The sequence below is a fragment of the Streptomyces sp. NBC_00414 genome, assembly GCF_036038375.1.
In the GTDB taxonomy this organism is placed as follows: Bacteria; Actinomycetota; Actinomycetes; order Streptomycetales; family Streptomycetaceae; genus Streptomyces.
In genome coordinates this window covers 3550843-3568277 of record NZ_CP107935.1, presented here as the reverse complement: position 1 = coordinate 3568277, position 17435 = coordinate 3550843, and the positions used below count along the sequence as shown (strand labels likewise).

Below are 17435 nucleotides of genomic sequence, written 5' to 3'. Positions count from 1 at the left end.
CGGCCTCCGGGTCTTCCGCATACTCCGTACGTCTCGCAGGATTTCGAAAATCTCGCAGCTCAAGCTCAAGGAGAGTCATCGAGCGATGGCCGGTCCAGCGTTCCGCGCCGCCGCCGTCCGGGTGCGCGTCCCCGCCACCAGTGCCAACCTCGGCCCGGGCTTCGACGCCCTCGGGCTGTCACTGGGGCTGTACGACGACGTGGTCGTCCGCGTGGCCGATTCCGGCCTGAACATCGACATCGCGGGTGAGGGAAGCGAGACACTGCCCCGCGACGAGCGTCACCTCCTCGTACGTTCCCTGCGCACCGCCTTCGACCTGCTGGGCGGACAGCCCCGCGGTCTTGAGATCGTGTGCGCCAACCGCATCCCGCACGGCCGCGGCCTCGGCTCCTCGTCCGCCGCGATCTGCGCCGGCATCGTCGCGGCACGGGCCGTGACCATAGGCGGCGACAGCAAGCTCGACGACACCGCCCTCCTGGAGCTCGCCACCGAGATCGAGGGCCACCCCGACAACGTCGCGGCCTGTCTGCTCGGCGGATTCACCTTGTCCTGGCTGGAGAACGGGGCCGCGCGCGCCATCAGGATGGAACCCGCCGATTCCATCGTTCCGGTGGTTTTCGTACCCGGCAAGGCGGTGCTGACGGAGACCGCCCGCGGACTGCTCCCGCGCACCGTCCCGCACGTCGACGCCGCCACCAACGCGGGCCGCGCCGCACTGCTCGTAGAGGCCCTGACCAGGCGACCCGAGCTGCTGCTGCCCGCCACCGAGGACCGACTGCACCAGGAGTACCGCGCCCCGGCCATGCCGGAGAGCGCGGCACTGGTGGAGCGGCTGCGGGCCGACGGGATCCCCGCGGTCATCTCGGGCGCCGGGCCCACCGTGCTCGCGCTCGCCGACGAGGCCGCGGCCGACAAGGTCGCACAACTGGCGGGAGAGGGCTGGGCGGCCAACCGGCTGGGCCTCGACGGCACCGGAGCGAGCGTGCTTCCGCTTGCTCCGTGACACTCGGTTGCCGGATTTCGAGAGGGGGAATGTTTGTTGGATCCGGTAGTGTTAACCTCAAGTCTGCACCCGACCCCACCATGGCGAGGTGCTTCACGTCCCCGTCCGGGACAACCATTCTTCCGGGAGCCCCCCAAACTGCTTTGCGTCATGCATTGGGTGCTACGCGCTGAGCGGTGCTGAGCACGCTCCGGAACCGGCGTGAACGAGCCGATGGACACAGCACCTCAGGTCCATGGCCCCGGGAAACGTCATCCCAGAAATTCCCTCCGCCTTTTGGCGGACCACCGCCCCGGCACGGTCCACACAAGACGGACCACTGTCGGACAGCACAACCGGTCGCCGAGCCAGACAGGCCGACGTCCGCTCCAGGGAAGGACCCTTCGTGAGCGACACCACCGATCTGATGGGCGCACGTGTCGAGGAGACCGCTGCCGCGCCCTCCACGGACGCCTCCGCGCCTGCCACCGGTGCCGGCTCCCGTCGGCGCCGCGGCACCGGCCTTGAGGGCATGGTGCTGGCCGAGCTGCAGCAGGTCGCGTCCGGCCTCGGCATCAGGGGCACCGCGCGGATGCGCAAGAGCCAGCTGATCGAGGTCATCAAGGAGGCGCAGGGCGGCGGGGGTGCTTCTGCCAAGGCCGCGTCCTCCGCCGGGGACGCCACCGAGACGAAGCCCAAGCGCCGGGCCACCTCGAAGGCTCGTACGGGGGATGAAGCCGTCTCTCCCGCCGAGAAGAAGGCGGAGGCCAAGGTCGAGAAGGCCGTGGCACAGCAGCAGATCGAGATCCCCGGCCAGCCGGCCGGCGGCCCCGCCCGCGATGGGGGAGAGGACGCCCCGGCCGAGCGCCGCCGGCGTCGCGCCACCGCCGAGGCAGGCAGCCCCGAGACGGTCACCGCCGAGGCGAAGAGCGAGCCGAGGACCGAGGAGCCCGCGCAGTCCCAGGGCGAGGCCAAGGGCGACGGCCCGGACGGCGGGGCCGACGGCCGTCAGGGCCGCCGCGACCGTCGTGACCGCGCCGACCGGGGCGACCGCGCGGACCGGGGCGAGCGCGGCGACCGTGACCGTGGTGGCCGCGACCGCGACCGCCGTGGCGGCAAGGGCGACGAGCAGCAGGGCGGCCAGAGCGGCCAGGGTGGTCAGAGCAACCAGGGCGGTCAGGGCGGCGGCAACCAGCAGCGCCAGGACCGGCAGGACCGCCAGCAGGGCGGCGGCCGGCAGGACCGCCAGGACCGTCAGGACCGTCAGCGCGACAACGGTCCCCAGGACGACGACGACTTCGAGGGTGGCCGCCGCGGTCGCCGCGGTCGTTACCGCGACCGCCGTGGCCGCCGTGGCCGCGACGAGTTCGGCCCCAACGAGCCGCAGGTCGCCGACGACGACGTCCTGATCCCCGTCGCGGGCATCCTGGACATCCTCGACAACTACGCGTTCATCCGTACGTCGGGCTACCTGCCCGGTCCGAACGACGTGTACGTCTCGCTGGCCCAGGTCCGCAAGAACGGTCTGCGCAAGGGTGACCACGTCACCGGCGCCGTCCGGCAGCCCAAGGACGGCGAGCGCCGCGAGAAGTTCAACGCGCTGGTCCGCCTGGACTCGCAGAACGGCATGGCTCCCGAATCGGGGCGCGGACGGCCGGAGTTCAACAAGCTGACGCCGCTCTACCCGCAGGACCGGCTCCGCCTGGAGACCGACCCGGGGGTGCTGACGACCCGGATCATCGACCTCGTCGCGCCCATCGGCAAGGGCCAGCGCGGTCTGATCGTGGCCCCGCCGAAGACCGGCAAGACCATGATCCTGCAGGCGATCGCCAACGCGATCACCATCAACAACCCCGAGTGCCACCTGATGGTCGTCCTGGTCGACGAGCGTCCGGAAGAGGTCACCGACATGCAGCGGTCGGTGAAGGGCGAGGTCATCTCCTCGACCTTCGACCGTCCCGCCGAGGACCACACCACGGTCGCCGAGCTCGCCATCGAGCGCGCCAAGCGTCTGGTGGAGCTGGGCCACGACGTCGTCGTGCTGCTCGACTCGATCACGCGTCTGGGCCGTGCGTACAACCTCGCCGCCCCGGCCTCCGGTCGCATCCTGTCCGGTGGTGTCGACTCGACCGCGCTGTACCCGCCGAAGCGCTTCTTCGGTGCCGCGCGCAACATCGAGGACGGCGGCTCGCTGACGATCCTGGCCACCGCGCTGGTCGACACCGGCTCGCGCATGGACGAGGTCATCTTCGAGGAGTTCAAGGGCACCGGCAACGCGGAGCTCAAGCTCGACCGCAAGCTCGCCGACAAGCGCATCTTCCCGGCGGTGGACGTGGACGCGTCCGGTACCCGTAAGGAAGAGATCCTGCTCGGCAGCGACGAGCTCGCCATCACCTGGAAGCTGCGCCGCGTGCTCCACGCGCTCGACCAGCAGCAGGCGATCGAGCTGCTGCTCGACAAAATGAAGCAGACGAAGTCGAACGCCGAGTTCCTGCTGCAGATCCAGAAGACGACGCCGATGCCGGGCAACGGCAACGACTGAGGTCACAGCCGGCGCAGCCGGTACCGCGGAGGGCCGTCCCCGTCTCATAGGGGGGCGGCCCTCCGCGTTGTCCGTCACGAGACCTTCACCACAGATGTGAAGGCCGCCACGGTCGTGCGGAAGCAGGGCGTCCACCCGCATAAGCGCAGGTAAGCCGCTCGCGGCCCGTCCTGCCGGTCACACAACGTGCCCGTGGTCGCACAGTACGGTCACAGTGCGTCGTGCAACCCTTTTTTCGGTTTCAACGTCTGAACAGACGAGTCCTGACAGAGCCGTCACGGCACATGACCACGCCTGACCCTGACCGCAGGGGGTAACCGAGCGAAGCAGCGAGGACTGAGGAGCACATGCCCGACGAGAGCACACCGAAGCCCGGCCATCGCCGCACACGCGAGCCGCGGAGCAAGCGTCGCAAGGCGCTCCTCATCACGGCCTGGTCCGCCGCGGGCGTCTTCGTACTGGGCGGCACCGGTCTCGGGTACGTGTACTTCAACCTCAACGACAACATCAAGAGCGTCGACATCGACCAGGCACTCGGCACCGACCGGCCCCTGGACGTCGACAACGGCTCGCAGGACATCCTCGTCCTCGGCTCCGACACCCGCTCCGGCAGCAACAAGGAGCTGGGCGGCGGCACCGACGACGGCAGCGCCCGCTCGGACACCGCGATGATCGTGCACGTCTACGAGGGCCACAAGAAGGCCAGCGTGGTCTCCATACCGCGCGACACCCTCGTGCCCCGGCCCGAGTGCACCGACAGCGAGGGCGTGGAACACGACGCCGCGTCCCTGGCGATGTTCAACTCGGCGTACTCCACGGGTGGCGCCGCCTGCGCGGTGAAGACCGTCGAGACGATGACCGGCATCCGCATGGACCACTACGTCGAGGTCGACTTCAGCGGCTTCCAGAAGCTGATCGACGAGCTCGGCGGTGTCGAGGTCACCACGACCGAGGACATCAGCGACAAGGAGAGCCACCTCGACCTGGAGGCCGGCACGCACCGGCTGACCGGCAAGCAGGCGCTCGGCCTGGTCCGTACGCGGCACGGTGTCGGCGACGGCTCCGACCTCGGCCGTATCCAGCTCCAGCAGGCGTTCATCAAGGCGCTGGTCGAGCAGGTCAAGGACGTCGGCGTACTGACCAGCCCGAAGAAGCTGTACGACCTCGCCGACACCGCGACCAAGACGGTCACCACCGACTCGGACCTGGCCTCGGTCAAGGACCTGGCGTCCTTCGCCAACGGGCTCAAGGGCATCAGCTCGTCGAAGATGAACATGGTCACGCTGCCGGTCCAGTACGACCCCGCCGACGCAAACCGCGTCCTGGTCGAGAAGGACAAGGCCGCGCAGGTCTGGGACGCGCTGAAGAACGACCGCCCGATCCCCAAGTCGGCGACCAAGGGCACGGCGAGCGGCGACGCGAAGGGTGTAGTCACTTCGTGACGAGCGCCCCGGGAGGGGCGGGGCCTCGGCCGCGTGCGTCCGTCGGGGGTGGGCGAGGGGGGCGCCGGTGGGCGGGTGCGGGTGCGTCGTGGCTGGTCGCGCGGTTCCCCGCGCCCCTACGGGGCTCGTTTCGCGGGGCGGGGAATAGCTTGCGCCCTCCCCCGGTTTGGGGAGATGGCACCAGTCCTGGCAGACTGGACAGTCGGCCCCGGTTCACGCCCCCGCAATCCGCGGCAGCGACCCGGCGCCCTCCCGAAACTAGGAGACACCTTGAAGCGCGACATCCACCCCGAGTACGTCGAGACGCAGGTCAGCTGCACCTGTGGCGCGTCGTTCACCACCCGCAGCACGATCTCGAACGGCACCGTCCGTGCCGAGGTCTGCTCCGAGTGCCACCCGTTCTACACGGGCAAGCAGAAGATCCTCGACACCGGTGGCCGTGTGGCCCGCTTCGAGGCCCGCTTCGGCAAGGCCAAGGCTGCCGCCGACTCGAAGTAGCGAGCTCACAGCGCCGGTCTCCGGCGCCTCCGTCCGGGGGCGCTGGGACCGGCGCTTTGCGGTGCAGCCCCCGCCCCCGCTCTCGGACGCGATCAAGCGGTTCGATCGAGCAGGGAACCCCCCCATACGAACCCCCATGCCGTACCTACGTCCCCGAACCCGTGACGGTGCCGGGGGCAGTCCATTGGAGCCGGAGATGTTCGAGGCGGTCGAGGAACTCATCGGCGAGCACGCCGATCTTGAGAAGAAGCTCGCTGACCCGTCGGTCCACGCCGATCAGGCCAACGCGCGCAAGCTCAACAAGCGCTACGCCGAGCTGACCCCGATCATCGCGACGTACCGCTCCTGGAAGCAGACGGGGGACGACATCGAGACGGCGAAGGAGTTCGCCGTCGACGACCCCGACTTCGCCGCCGAGGTCAAGGAACTGGAGAAGCAGCGCGAGGAGCTCACCGAGAAGCTCCGGCTGCTGCTGGTCCCGCGGGACCCCAGCGACGACAAGGACGTCATCCTTGAGATCAAGGCGGGCGCGGGCGGCGACGAGTCGGCGCTGTTCGCCGGCGACCTGCTGCGCATGTACCTGCGGTACGCGGAGCGCATCGGCTGGAAGACCGAGATCATCGACTCCACCGAGTCCGAGCTCGGCGGCTACAAGGACGTGCAGGTCGCGGTGAAGACCAAGGGCGGCCAGGGCGCCACCGAGCCCGGCCAGGGTGTCTGGGCCCGGATGAAGTACGAGGGCGGGGTGCACCGCGTGCAGCGGGTGCCCTCGACCGAGTCGCAGGGCCGTATCCACACCTCCGCCGCCGGTGTGCTGGTCACGCCCGAGGCCGAGGAGGTCGACGTCGAGATCCACGCGAACGACCTGCGGATCGACGTCTACCGCTCCTCGGGACCCGGCGGCCAGTCGGTCAACACGACCGACTCCGCGGTGCGCATCACACACGTTCCCACCGGAGTCGTCGCCTCCTGCCAGAACGAGAAGAGCCAGTTGCAGAACAAGGAGCAGGCGATGCGTATCCTGCGCTCCAGGCTCCTCGCCGCGGCTCAGGAGGAGGCGGAGCGCAACGCGGCGGACGTCCGCCGCAGCCAGGTCCGCACCGTCGACCGCTCCGAGAAGATCCGTACGTACAACTTCCCGGAGAACCGCATCTCGGACCACCGCGTCGGCTTCAAGGCGTACAACTTGGACCAGGTCCTCGACGGCGACCTCGACGCGATGATCCAGGCCTGCGTGGACGCCGACTCGGCGGCCAAGCTCGCCGCAGCCTAGGACGCGAACGGGCACGGCCGCGGTGAAGCGGTAGACAGGCGCAGTACCGGTCGCAGTAACCAGTCGCAGTACCCATCCGTTCGACGGACAACAGCTCAGCCCCGGAGGACCAGCGTGAACCTGCTGCTCGCGGAAGTGGCCCAGGCCACCCAGCGGCTGGCCGACGCCGGCGTGCCCTCGCCGCGCAACGACGCCGAGGAGCTCGCCGCGTTCGTGCACGCTGTGAAGCGGGGCGAGCTGCACACCGTCAAGGACACGGACTTCGACGCCCGGTACTGGGAGACGATCGCGCGCCGCGAGGCGCGCGAACCGCTCCAGCACATCACCGGACGGGCCTACTTCCGGTACCTGGAGCTCCAGGTCGGGCCGGGCGTGTTCGTGCCCCGGCCCGAGACCGAGTCCGTGGTCGGCTGGGCCATAGACGCCGTCCGCGCGATGGACGTCGTGGAGCCGCTGATCGTCGACCTGTGCACCGGCTCGGGCGCCATCGCGCTCGCTCTCGCGCAGGAGGTGCCGCGCTCGCGCGTGCACGCCGTGGAGCTGTCCGAGGACGCCCTGCGGTGGACCCGCAAGAACGTCGAGGGGTCCAGGGTCGACCTGCGCCAGGGCAACGCCCTGGACGCCTTCCCCGACCTCGACGGCCAGGTCGACCTCGTCATCACCAACCCGCCGTACATCCCGCTCACGGAATGGGAGTACGTCGCTCCGGAGGCCCGGGACTACGATCCCGAACTCTCCCTGTTCTCGGGGGAGGACGGCCTCGACCTGATCCGCGGTCTGGAGCGCACCGCGCACCGGCTGCTGCGGCCCGGCGGTGTCGTCGTCGTCGAGCACGCCGACACCCAGGGCGGACAGGTGCCGTGGATCTTCACCGAGGAGCGGGGCTGGGCCGACGCGGCCGACCACCCGGACCTCAACAACCGGCCGCGGTTCGCGACCGCCCGCAGGGCGACGCCATGACCACGGCGATGTCCCGCCCGGACGACGTGGAAACCGTTAGACGCGCGGCCAACGGGGCCCGCGTGTTCGAGGAGGCTTGCTGATGGCACGGCGATACGACACCAACGACGCCACCGACCGCTCGACGGGTCTGCGCGAGGCCGCGTCCGCCGTCCGCCGGGGCGAGCTCGTCGTGCTGCCGACCGACACCGTGTACGGGGTCGGCGCCGACGCGTTCAGCTCGGAGGCCGTGTCCGACCTGCTGGAGGCCAAGGGCCGCGGCCGGAACATGCCCACGCCCGTCCTCATCGGCTCCCCGAACACGTTGCACGGCCTGGTCACGGACTTCTCCGAGATGGCCTGGGAGCTCGTCGACGCCTTCTGGCCCGGCGCGCTGACCCTGGTCGCCAAGCACCAGCCGTCCCTGCAGTGGGATCTGGGCGACACCCGTGGCACCGTCGCCGTGCGTATGCCGCTGCACCCGGTCGCCATCGAGCTGCTGACCGAGACCGGCCCGATGGCCGTCTCCTCCGCCAACCTCACGGGACACGCGTCCCCCGAGGACTGTGACGCCGCGCAGGAGATGCTCGGCGACTCCGTCTCCGTGTACCTGGACGGCGGCCCCACCCCCGGCATCGTCCCGTCGTCGATCGTCGACGTCACGGGCAAGGTGCCGGTGCTGCTGCGGGCGGGCGCGCTCTCGGCCGAGGAGCTGCGGAAGGTCGTACCCGACCTCGAGGTGGCGAATTGACAGCCCCTGACGCGGGGCGTGGCATAGGTACGGGGACGGGGAACACGGGGGCTTACGGCGACGGGGCCTCGGGCGACTCCTCTTTTCGCATCCTCCACGTCAGCACCGGCAATGTGTGCCGCTCGCCGATCACCGAGCGGCTGACCCGTCATGCCCTGGCGAGCCGGCTCGGTGACCCCCTGTGGGGCGGCCTGATCGTGGAGAGCGCCGGTACGTGGGGGCACGAGGGCGCGCCCATGGAGGCCAACGCGGAGGCGGTCCTCGCGGACTTCGGCGCGGACGCCTCCGGCTTCGTGGGCCGAGAGCTGCTGGACGAGCACGTCATCCGGGCGGACCTGGTGCTGACCGCCACCCGTGACCACCGCGCCCAGGTCATCTCCATGGGTCACTCGGCGGGCCTGCGCACCTTCACGCTGAAGGAGTTCACCCGCCTGGTCCGTGCCATAGACCCCGCGACGCTGCCGCCCCTGGACGACGGCATGGTCGAACGCGCCCGGGCCCTGGTCCGCGCCGCGGCGGCTCTACGCGGGTGGCTCCTGGCCCCGACGGCGGAGGCGGACGAGGTCTACGACCCGTACGGCGCCCCGCTCCCGTTCTTCCGCTCGGTGGGGGACGAGATCAACCAGGCATTGGATCCCGTGGTGACGGCTCTTACGGGGGCGCCGGCGCGGGCCTGACCGGGGCGGGAGACCGACTTCGGCGGACGGAGTCCGGCGCAGCGGCCCGAAGCCCGGGAGGCCCTCTGGGGCCGAGCGGTGCGAGGGGTGCGTGGGGGATTGGGCTCAACCAGGCGCTGGATCCCGTGGTGACGGCTCTGACGGGGGCGCCGGCGCGGGCCTGAGAGTGGCGGGGCGCGTGGGGCCGAGGCAGGGGGCCGGTCGGCTGGAACAGGGGTGTGGGCGGGCGTCCTGTGCCCTGCTCGGACGTAACACCGGGCGCAGCAGGGGACTCGGTCCTACATTGGGACATAGCGTTCCCCCCGCCGAGGTCGGAGTCCGCCATGCCGGTCACACACACCCTTGAAGGTCCGCTCATCGTCGATGTGCTCGGCCGGCAGGATCCGGAGCTGGCCGAGGTCCTCCTCGCGGAGCTGGAGCGGCAGACGACGACGCTGCAGCTGATCGCCGCCGAGAACTTCACCTCCTCCGCCGTGCTGGCCGCGCTGGGCTCGCCGCTCGCCAACAAGTACGCCGAGGGATATCCCGGCGCCCGCCACCACGGCGGCTGCGAGCTGGTCGACGTCGCCGAGCGGATGGCCATGGACCGCGCCAAGGCCCTCTTCGGCGCCGAACACGCCAACGTGCAGTCCCACTCCGGGAGTTCGGCCGTGCTGGCCGCGTACGCCGCCCTGCTGCGCCCCGGTGACACCGTCCTGGCGATGGGCCTGCCGCACGGCGGCCACCTCACCCACGGGTCGCCCGCGAACTTCTCGGGTCGCTGGTTCGACTTCGTCGGCTACGGCGTCGATCCGGAGAGCGGACTCATCGATTACGAGCAGGTCCGGGCGCTGGCCCGCACCCACCGGCCGAAAGCCGTCGTGTGCGGGTCCATCTCGTATCCCCGGCACATCGACTACGCGGCCTTCCGCGAGGTGGCGGACGAGGTCGGCGCGTATCTCATCGCCGACGCCGCGCACCCCATCGGCCTCGTCGCCGGGGGAGCGGCGCCCAGCCCGGTCCCGTACGCCGATGTCGTGTGCGCGACCACGCACAAGGTGCTGCGGGGGCCGCGCGGCGGGATGCTGCTGTGCGGGGGCGAGCTGGCGGAGAGGGTGGACCGGGCCGTCTTCCCCTTCACACAGGGCGGCGCGCAGATGCACACCGTCGCCGCGAAGGCCGTCGCGTTCGGCGAGGCGGCAACACCGGCGTTCACCGCGTACGCCCATCAGGTGGTCGCGAACGCGCGGATGCTGGCACAGGGTCTGGCCGCGGAGGGGCTCGCGGTCACCACCGGCGGCACCGACACCCACCTGCTGACCGTCGACCCGGCGCCGCTCGGGGTGGACGGCCGCACCGCCCGCGGCCGTCTCGCCGCCGCCGGAATGGTCCTCGACACCTGTGCGCTGCCCCACCCCGACGTGCGGGGACTGCGCCTGGGCACGGCCGCCGTCACCACGCAGGGCATGGGGGAGACCGAGATGGCCAGGATCGCGGCGCTGTTCGGCGCGGCCGTGCGGGACGAGTCCGCGGGCCGTCGAGTACGTGAAGAAGTGCGGGATCTGACCGGGAGATTTCCCCCCTATCCCGGCTAGCGGGGGGTGGGCGATCATGGGGGCACAACCACTCGTGCAACCATCGGCTCTACCCGGAAGTCCTCAACCGTATGCGCACGAAGCTATGGTGTGGGGCTGAGATGGCCAGCGAGACCTGTGGGGAATGCCCGTGCGTGAATACCTCCTGACGCTCTGCATCACGGCCGCGGTGACGTACCTGCTGACCGGGCCGGTGCGGAAGTTCGCGATCGTGGCCGGAGCGATGCCGGAGATCCGGGCACGTGACGTGCACCGAGAACCCACACCGCGCCTCGGCGGTATCGCGATGTTCTTCGGACTGTGCGCCGGCCTGCTGGTCGCCGACCACCTGACGAACCTCAGCGAGGTCTTCGAGAACTCCAACGAGCCGCGGGCCCTGCTGTCCGGCGCCGCCCTGATCTGGCTCATCGGCGTCCTGGACGACAAGTTCGAGATCGACGCCCTGATCAAGCTGGGCGGCCAGATGATCGCCGCGGGCGTCATGGTCATGCAGGGTCTGACGATCCTGTGGCTGCCGATCCCCGGTGTGGGCTCGGTCTCGCTGACCCAGTGGCAGGGCACGCTGCTGACCGTCGCGCTCGTCGTGATCACCATCAACGCGGTGAACTTCGCCGACGGCCTCGACGGCCTCGCCGCGGGCATGGTGTGCATCGCCGCGGCGGCGTTCTTCATGTACGGCTACCGCATCTGGTACGGGTACGGGCTGGAGTCCGCCGCCCCCGCCACGCTCTTCGCCGCGCTCCTCATGGGCATGTGCCTCGGCTTCCTGCCGCACAACATGCACCCCGCGCGGATCTTCATGGGCGACTCGGGCTCGATGCTCATCGGCCTCGTGCTGGCGGCCGGCGCCATCTCCATCACCGGGCAGGTCGACCCGGACGCGATGAACCTGTTCGCCGGGTCCGAGAAGGAGGCCGTGCACCAGACGGTGCCGGTCTACATCCCGCTGCTGCTGCCGCTGACGATCATCGCAGTCCCGGCGGCGGACCTGGTGCTCGCCATCGTGCGGCGCACCTGGCGGGGCCAGTCCCCGTTCGCCGCCGACCGCGGACACCTGCACCACCGTCTGCTCGAGATCGGGCACTCGCACAGCCGGGCCGTGCTCATCATGTACTTCTGGTCGGCGCTGATCGCCTTCGGAGCCCTCGCCTACTCGGTGAACTCCGGTGCCATGTGGATCGTGCTCGGCATCATGGCGCTCAGCGCGGTGGGCCTGCTGCTGCTCCTGCTGCCGCGCTTCACGCCGCGTGCCCCGCGCTGGGCCGAGCACTTCGTGCCGCCGCGCTACCGGCGGCGCAGGGCCGTGGACCTGCCAGGCGAGGATGCCCCGGCGGTCGCGAACGCAACGGGCGAGGGGACGCACGGCGAGGCCGGCGAGGACGGCGCCCAGGACACGGAGCAGGACGGGGAACGCCGCACTCCGGTGGCCGCGGGAGTCTCCGGGGTCAACGGGGCGACCGCTGTCGGCCCCCGTTCGCGTCTGCTGGAAGAGCGCAGGGCCGGAACGTCGCGCTGACGCCGGGTAAGAATTCCGCAAGAGCCGCCCCGTGGGCGGCTCTCCGGAACCGCCCTAATACCAGACAAGTAGGTCGCCCGAGTGCACAGACGTGCATGTTCACTCTCATGTGTGACGCCGGGCACACCAACCAGGTAAAGACTGCATCAAATAGTTTGTGATACGGTTCACGAGAACCCAGGACAGAGCCGAAGGACCGCAGTGCGACGGTTCACCGGCGGTGAGGTTCTCTCTCTGTCCGGGACTACGCTCGTCCATGACGACACCTGCCCCCTTGAGCAAAGCGGAGTTGCCGCCATGCCCTCCAATGACGTCCGGATCCTTCTCCAGGCCGCTGTGCCCACAGCTGCCGTCGGCGCTATTGCCGCCGTCGTCAGTGGTGTGGTCGCGGGAGGCAAGGGGGCGGTCGGGGCGCTTGTGGCGACGCTGGTCGTGATCCTCTTCATGGGCATCGGGCTGTACGTTCTGCAGCGCACTGCCAAATCGCTTCCGCACTTGTTCCAGGCGATGGGTCTGATGCTCTATACGGCACAGATTCTTCTGCTGTTCATCTTCGTCGCCGCGTTCAAGAACACGACGCTGTTCAACCCGAAGGCCTTCGCGATCTCCATCGTCGCCGCCACGCTCGCGTGGATCGGCGCACAGGCGCGTGCCCAGATGAAAGCCAAGATCCTCTACGTCGAACCCGAGTCCTCGAAGGGCGACAGGCCCGAAAAGACAGGGCACTCGTCGTGAGGGGTAGGGCCGGGATAAGTGCTCGTAGAAGACCCTGCTATCGTCCGGTGCCAACTGCGGCATCGCGGGCGCGGGCATCTGAGCTGACGCCTGCTCAATCGCGAGGCTTGATGCCCCCCAGCCGCCCTCACATCCGTTACACCAGTCCAGTGCCGAACCGCGGCTGCGCGCCGCGCCGACACAACGAGGTTGCCGTACCTATGCGCCACGCTGAAGGAGCCCGCGGTGAGTGCTGACCCGACGCAGGTGCTCGCCTTCGAGACCGACTGCCACATCTTCGACGGCTGTGGATTCCCGGCTCCCGGCCTGCACTCGTTCCTGTTCGAGCCCCTCGTGGGCGATGCGGACAGCAGCGTCTATTTCAACAAGACGATGCTCCTGGCGCTGCTCGGCTCCGTCATCGTCATCGGCTTCTTCTGGGCCGCCTTCCGTAAGCCGAAGGTCGTCCCGGGCAAGCTGCAGATGGTCGCCGAGGCCGGATACGACTTCGTCCGGCGCGGCGTCGTCTACGAGACGATCGGCAAGAAGGAAGGCGAGAAGTACGTACCGCTGATCGTCTCGCTGTTCTTCTTCATCTGGATGATGAACATCTGGTCGATCGTCCCGGTCGCACAGTTCCCGGTCACGTCGATCATCGCGTACCCCGCGGTCCTCGCCGGGATCGTGTACGTCCTGTGGGTCTCGCTGACCTTCAAGCGGCACGGATTCGTCGGTGCGTTCAAGAACTTCTCCGGCTACGACAAGTCGCTGGGCCCGGTTCTTCCGCTGGCCATGGGTATCGAGCTGCTCTCGAACCTGATCGTCCGGCCGTTCACGCACGCGGTGCGACTGTTCGCGAACATGTTCGCGGGTCACACCCTGCTGCTGCTGTTCACGATCGCCAGCTGGTACCTGCTCAACGGCATCGGGATCGCCTACGCGGGCGTCTCGTTCGTCATGGTGATCGTCATGACGGCGTTCGAGCTGTTCATCCAGGCCCTGCAGGCATACGTCTTCGTGCTTCTGACCTGCACCTTCATCCAGGGCGCGCTCGCCGAGAACCACTGAGCGAACCCCCCTGCAACACCCCCTTAGCGTCCGGTGGCCAACCTCCGCCGGTCCGTACAGAGAAGGAAGAATCAGCATGGCTGCCACTGAGACCCTCGCCGCCGTCTCCGGCTCCCTCGGCTCCATCGGCTACGGCCTCGCCGCCATCGGTCCTGGCGTCGGCGTCGGCATCATCTTCGGCAACGGCACCCAGGCCCTCGCCCGTCAGCCCGAGGCTGCCGGCCTGATCCGCGCCAACCAGATCCTCGGCTTCGCCTTCTGTGAGGCGCTCGCCCTCATCGGCCTGGTCATGCCGTTCGTCTATGGCGTGTGATCGTCGGATCCACGACAGCCCACTAGACGAAAGGCACTGATATGAGCCAGATGCTCAATATCGCGGCTGAGGAGCTGGAAAATCCCCTCATTCCGCCGATCCCCGAGCTGGTCATCGGCCTGATCGCCTTCGTCATCGTCTTCGGCTTCCTCGCCAAGAAGCTGCTCCCGAACATCAACAAGGTTCTGGAACAGCGCCGCGAGGCCATCGAGGGCGGTATCGAGAAGGCCGAGGCCGCTCAGACCGAGGCCCAGAGCGTGCTGGAGCAGTACAAGGCCCAGCTCGCCGAAGCCCGGCACGAGGCCGCGCGTCTGCGCCAGGAGGCGCAGGAGCAGGGCGCCACGCTCATCGCCGAGATGCGCGCGGAAGGCCAGCGGCAGCGCGAGGAGATCGTCGCCGCCGGTCACTCGCAGCTCGCCGCCGACCGCAAGGCCGCCGCGTCCGCGCTGCGCCAGGACGTGGGCCAGCTGGCCACCGAACTGGCCGGCAAGCTCGTCGGCGAGTCCCTTGAGGACCACGCCCGGCAGAGCCGCACGATCGACCGGTTCCTCGACGGTCTCGACGAGACCGCTTCGAAGGCCGAGGCCACGCGATGAACGGAGCGAGCCGCGACGCGCTGGCTGCCGCACGTGAGCGTCTCGACGCGCTGACGGACTCCCCGTCCGTCGACGCGGCGCAGCTCGCCGACGAGCTGGCCTCCGTCACCGTGCTGCTCGACCGTGAGGTGTCCCTGCGCCGGGTCCTCACCGACCCGGCGCAGGCCGGCGAGGCCAAGGCCGAACTGGCCGGGCGCCTCCTGGCAGGCCAGGTCAGCGGTACCACCGCCGACGTGGTGGCCGGTCTGGTCCGCTCCCGCTGGTCGCGGTCGCGTGACCTGGTCGACTCCATCGAGGAGCTGGCCGACACCGCCGACCTCACGGCCGCGCAGCGCGCCGGCAGGCTCGACGACGTCGAGGACGAACTGTTCCGGTTCGGCCGCATCGTCGCCTCGAACACCGGGCTGCGCGCAGCGCTGACCGACCGCGGCGCCACCGCCACGGCCAAGAGCGAGCTGCTGCGCAGCCTGCTCGGCGGCCGGGCCGACGCCGTCACCGAGCGACTGGTCACACGCCTTGTGACCGCGCCCCGGGGACGTAGCCTGGAGTCGGGACTCGAATCCCTGTCCAAGCTCGCCGCCGGACGCCGGAGCCGCATGGTCGCCGTCGTCACCTCGGCGGTCCCGCTGAGCGAACCGCAGAAGCAGCGCCTCGGCGCCGCCCTCGCGAAGCTCTACGGCCGCCCGATGCACCTCAATCTCGACGTGGACCCCGAGGTCATCGGCGGAATCCGGGTGCAGGTCGGCGACGACGTCATCAACGGCTCCATCGCGGACCGGCTTGAGGACGTCAGCCGCCGCATGGCGGGCTAGCAGCAACTCAATACGCGTACACAAGCAGTACACCGCAGTGCTTACGGCCCTGGTTGGGCCGTGCAGAGGATTCCTGGGGGCAGACCCCAGACCCCCCAAGAAAACTTCGGGCCCAACAAGGAGAGCAGGGAACCCAGATGGCGGAGCTCACGATCCGGCCGGAGGAGATCCGGGATGCGCTGGAGAACTTTGTCCAGTCGTACAAGCCGGACGCGGCCTCGCGCGAGGAGGTCGGTACGGTCACCCTTGCCGGCGACGGCATCGCGAAGGTCGAGGGCCTGCCCTCGGCCATGGCCAACGAACTGCTGAAGTTCGAGGACGGCACCCTCGGCCTCGCGCTGAACCTGGAAGAGCGCGAGATCGGTGCGGTCGTCCTCGGTGAGTTCAGCGGTATCGAGGAGGGGCAGCCGGTCACGCGTACCGGCGAGGTCCTGTCCGTGGCCGTCGGCGAGGGCTACCTCGGCCGCGTTGTCGACCCGCTCGGCACCCCGATCGACGGTCTCGGCGAGATCGAGACGTCCGGACGCCGCGCGCTCGAACTGCAGGCACCGGGCGTCATGGCCCGTAAGTCGGTGCACGAGCCGATGGAGACGGGCTACAAGGCCGTCGACGCGATGACCCCGATCGGCCGTGGCCAGCGTCAGCTGGTCATCGGCGACCGTCAGACGGGCAAGACCGCGCTGGCCGTCGACACGATCATCAACCAGCGTGACAACTGGCGCACGGGCGACCCGAAGAAGCAGGTCCGCTGCGTCTACGTCGCCATCGGCCAGAAGGGCTCGACCATCGCCTCCGTGCGTGGCGCCCTCGAAGAGGCCGGCGCGCTGGAGTACACGACCATCGTCGCCGCCCCGGCGTCCGACCCGGCCGGCTTCAAGTACCTGGCGCCGTACACCGGTTCGGCCATCGGCCAGCAGTGGATGTACGAGGGCAAGCACGTCCTCATCATCTTCGACGACCTCTCGAAGCAGGCCGACGCCTACCGCGCCGTGTCCCTGCTGCTCCGCCGCCCGCCGGGGCGCGAGGCCTACCCCGGTGACGTCTTCTACCTGCACTCCCGTCTCCTTGAGCGCTGCGCGAAGCTCTCGGACGAGCTGGGCGCGGGCTCGATGACCGGTCTGCCGATCGTCGAGACGAAGGCCAACGACGTCTCGGCGTTCATCCCGACCAACGTCATCTCCATCACCGACGGCCAGTGCTTCCTGGAGTCGGACCTCTTCAACGCCGGTCAGCGCCCCGCGCTGAACGTCGGTATCTCCGTCTCCCGAGTCGGTGGTTCCGCGCAGCACAAGGCGATGAAGCAGGTCTCCGGCCGACTGCGCGTCGACCTCGCCCAGTTCCGTGAGCTGGAGGCGTTCGCCGCCTTCGGTTCCGACCTGGACGCCGCGTCGAAGTCGCAGCTGGACCGCGGTCAGCGGATGGTCGAGCTGCTCAAGCAGGCTCAGTACCAGCCGATGGCCACCGAGGACCAGGTCGTCTCCGTGTGGGCAGGCACCACCGGCAAGATGGACGAGGTTCCGGTCAACGACATCCGCCGCTTCGAGAAGGAGCTGCTCGAGTACCTGCACCGCAAGGAGCAGGGCCTCATGACCTCCATCAAGGAGGGCGGCAAGATGTCCGACGACACCCTGCAGGCCATCGCCGACGCGATCGCGGACTTCAAGAAGCAGTTCGAGACGTCGGACGGCAAGCTGCTCGGCGAGGACACCCCTGCCGCTGCGGGCAAGTGACGACGGAA

16 protein-coding genes are annotated in these 17435 nt (G+C 69.4%); all 16 read left to right on the top strand.

Going from position 1 to position 17435, the window contains the following annotated elements:
• Positions 1-85: 85 nt before the first annotated feature.
• A complete protein-coding gene (gene thrB, locus OHS59_RS15140; protein WP_328493924.1) occupies positions 86-1003 on the top strand; it encodes a homoserine kinase in 918 nt (305 codons plus the stop codon).
• A 385-nt stretch (positions 1004-1388) separates the two neighbouring features.
• Positions 1389-3524, top strand: coding sequence for a transcription termination factor Rho (gene rho / locus OHS59_RS15135; RefSeq protein ID WP_328493923.1), 2136 nt, complete (start codon positions 1389-1391; stop codon positions 3522-3524).
• A 347-nt stretch (positions 3525-3871) separates the two neighbouring features.
• Positions 3872-4966 (top strand): LCP family protein, encoded by a 1095-nt coding sequence (locus OHS59_RS15130; protein ID WP_328493922.1) that lies wholly within the window; start codon positions 3872-3874, stop codon positions 4964-4966.
• 270 nt (positions 4967-5236) lie between these two features.
• Positions 5237-5464 carry a 50S ribosomal protein L31 gene (gene rpmE, locus OHS59_RS15125; RefSeq protein ID WP_328493921.1) on the top strand — a complete coding sequence of 76 codons (228 nt, stop codon included), beginning with the start codon at positions 5237-5239 and terminating at the stop codon, positions 5462-5464.
• A 196-nt stretch (positions 5465-5660) separates the two neighbouring features.
• Positions 5661-6737, top strand: coding sequence for a peptide chain release factor 1 (gene prfA / locus OHS59_RS15120; RefSeq protein ID WP_328493920.1), 1077 nt, complete (start codon positions 5661-5663; stop codon positions 6735-6737).
• Positions 6738-6851: 114 nt separating this feature from the next.
• Positions 6852-7697 carry a peptide chain release factor N(5)-glutamine methyltransferase gene (gene prmC / locus OHS59_RS15115; protein ID WP_328493919.1) on the top strand — a complete coding sequence of 282 codons (846 nt, stop codon included), beginning with the start codon at positions 6852-6854 and terminating at the stop codon, positions 7695-7697.
• Positions 7698-7779: 82 nt separating this feature from the next.
• Positions 7780-8427, top strand: a complete 648-nt coding sequence (locus OHS59_RS15110) for an L-threonylcarbamoyladenylate synthase (RefSeq protein WP_328493918.1) — start codon at positions 7780-7782, stop codon at positions 8425-8427.
• Complete coding sequence (locus OHS59_RS15105; protein ID WP_328493917.1) at positions 8424-9104, top strand: arsenate reductase/protein-tyrosine-phosphatase family protein; 681 nt, start codon at positions 8424-8426, stop codon at positions 9102-9104. The genes OHS59_RS15110 and OHS59_RS15105 overlap by 4 nt, the downstream gene beginning before the upstream one ends.
• Before the next feature lie 323 nt (positions 9105-9427).
• Positions 9428-10678, top strand: a complete 1251-nt coding sequence (gene glyA / locus OHS59_RS15100) for a serine hydroxymethyltransferase (protein WP_328493916.1) — start codon at positions 9428-9430, stop codon at positions 10676-10678.
• A gap of 130 nt (positions 10679-10808) precedes the next feature.
• Positions 10809-12194, top strand: a complete 1386-nt coding sequence (locus OHS59_RS15095; protein ID WP_328493915.1) for an MraY family glycosyltransferase — start codon at positions 10809-10811, stop codon at positions 12192-12194.
• A 297-nt stretch (positions 12195-12491) separates the two neighbouring features.
• Positions 12492-12929 carry a hypothetical protein gene (locus tag OHS59_RS15090; RefSeq protein WP_328493914.1) on the top strand — a complete coding sequence of 146 codons (438 nt, stop codon included), beginning with the start codon at positions 12492-12494 and terminating at the stop codon, positions 12927-12929.
• A 225-nt stretch (positions 12930-13154) separates the two neighbouring features.
• Complete coding sequence (atpB, locus tag OHS59_RS15085) at positions 13155-13976, top strand: F0F1 ATP synthase subunit A (RefSeq protein ID WP_328493913.1); 822 nt, start codon at positions 13155-13157, stop codon at positions 13974-13976.
• 76 nt (positions 13977-14052) lie between these two features.
• Entirely contained in the window at positions 14053-14289 is a 237-nt protein-coding gene (locus OHS59_RS15080) for a F0F1 ATP synthase subunit C (RefSeq protein ID WP_067273352.1), read from the top strand.
• Between the two features lie 41 nt (positions 14290-14330).
• Positions 14331-14885: a F0F1 ATP synthase subunit B gene (locus OHS59_RS15075; protein ID WP_328493912.1), complete on the top strand. Its 555-nt coding sequence runs from the start codon at positions 14331-14333 to the stop codon at positions 14883-14885.
• Complete coding sequence (locus tag OHS59_RS15070) at positions 14882-15697, top strand: F0F1 ATP synthase subunit delta (RefSeq protein WP_328493911.1); 816 nt, start codon at positions 14882-14884, stop codon at positions 15695-15697. Before OHS59_RS15075 ends, OHS59_RS15070 begins: the two co-directional genes overlap by 4 nt.
• Positions 15698-15834: 137 nt before the next feature.
• A complete protein-coding gene (gene atpA / locus OHS59_RS15065; RefSeq protein ID WP_328493910.1) occupies positions 15835-17427 on the top strand; it encodes a F0F1 ATP synthase subunit alpha in 1593 nt (530 codons plus the stop codon).
• Positions 17428-17435: the final 8 nt, after the last annotated feature.

What these genes read in the sequence shown, in the direction of transcription:
- thrB (WP_328493924.1), top strand. Translation starts at nt 86, where the DNA reads ATGGCCGGTCCAGCGTTCCGCGCCGCCGCCGTCCGGGTGCGCGTCCCC.
- OHS59_RS15130 (WP_328493922.1), top strand. Translation starts at nt 3,872, where the DNA reads ATGCCCGACGAGAGCACACCGAAGCCCGGCCATCGCCGCACACGCGAG.
- prfA (WP_328493920.1), top strand. Translation starts at nt 5,661, where the DNA reads ATGTTCGAGGCGGTCGAGGAACTCATCGGCGAGCACGCCGATCTTGAG.
- OHS59_RS15110 (WP_328493918.1), top strand. Translation starts at nt 7,780, where the DNA reads ATGGCACGGCGATACGACACCAACGACGCCACCGACCGCTCGACGGGT.
- glyA (WP_328493916.1), top strand. Translation starts at nt 9,428, where the DNA reads ATGCCGGTCACACACACCCTTGAAGGTCCGCTCATCGTCGATGTGCTC.
- OHS59_RS15090 (WP_328493914.1), top strand. Translation starts at nt 12,492, where the DNA reads ATGCCCTCCAATGACGTCCGGATCCTTCTCCAGGCCGCTGTGCCCACA.
- OHS59_RS15080 (WP_067273352.1), top strand. Translation starts at nt 14,053, where the DNA reads ATGGCTGCCACTGAGACCCTCGCCGCCGTCTCCGGCTCCCTCGGCTCC.
- OHS59_RS15075 (WP_328493912.1), top strand. Translation starts at nt 14,331, where the DNA reads ATGAGCCAGATGCTCAATATCGCGGCTGAGGAGCTGGAAAATCCCCTC.
- OHS59_RS15070 (WP_328493911.1), top strand. Translation starts at nt 14,882, where the DNA reads ATGAACGGAGCGAGCCGCGACGCGCTGGCTGCCGCACGTGAGCGTCTC.
- atpA (WP_328493910.1), top strand. Translation starts at nt 15,835, where the DNA reads ATGGCGGAGCTCACGATCCGGCCGGAGGAGATCCGGGATGCGCTGGAG.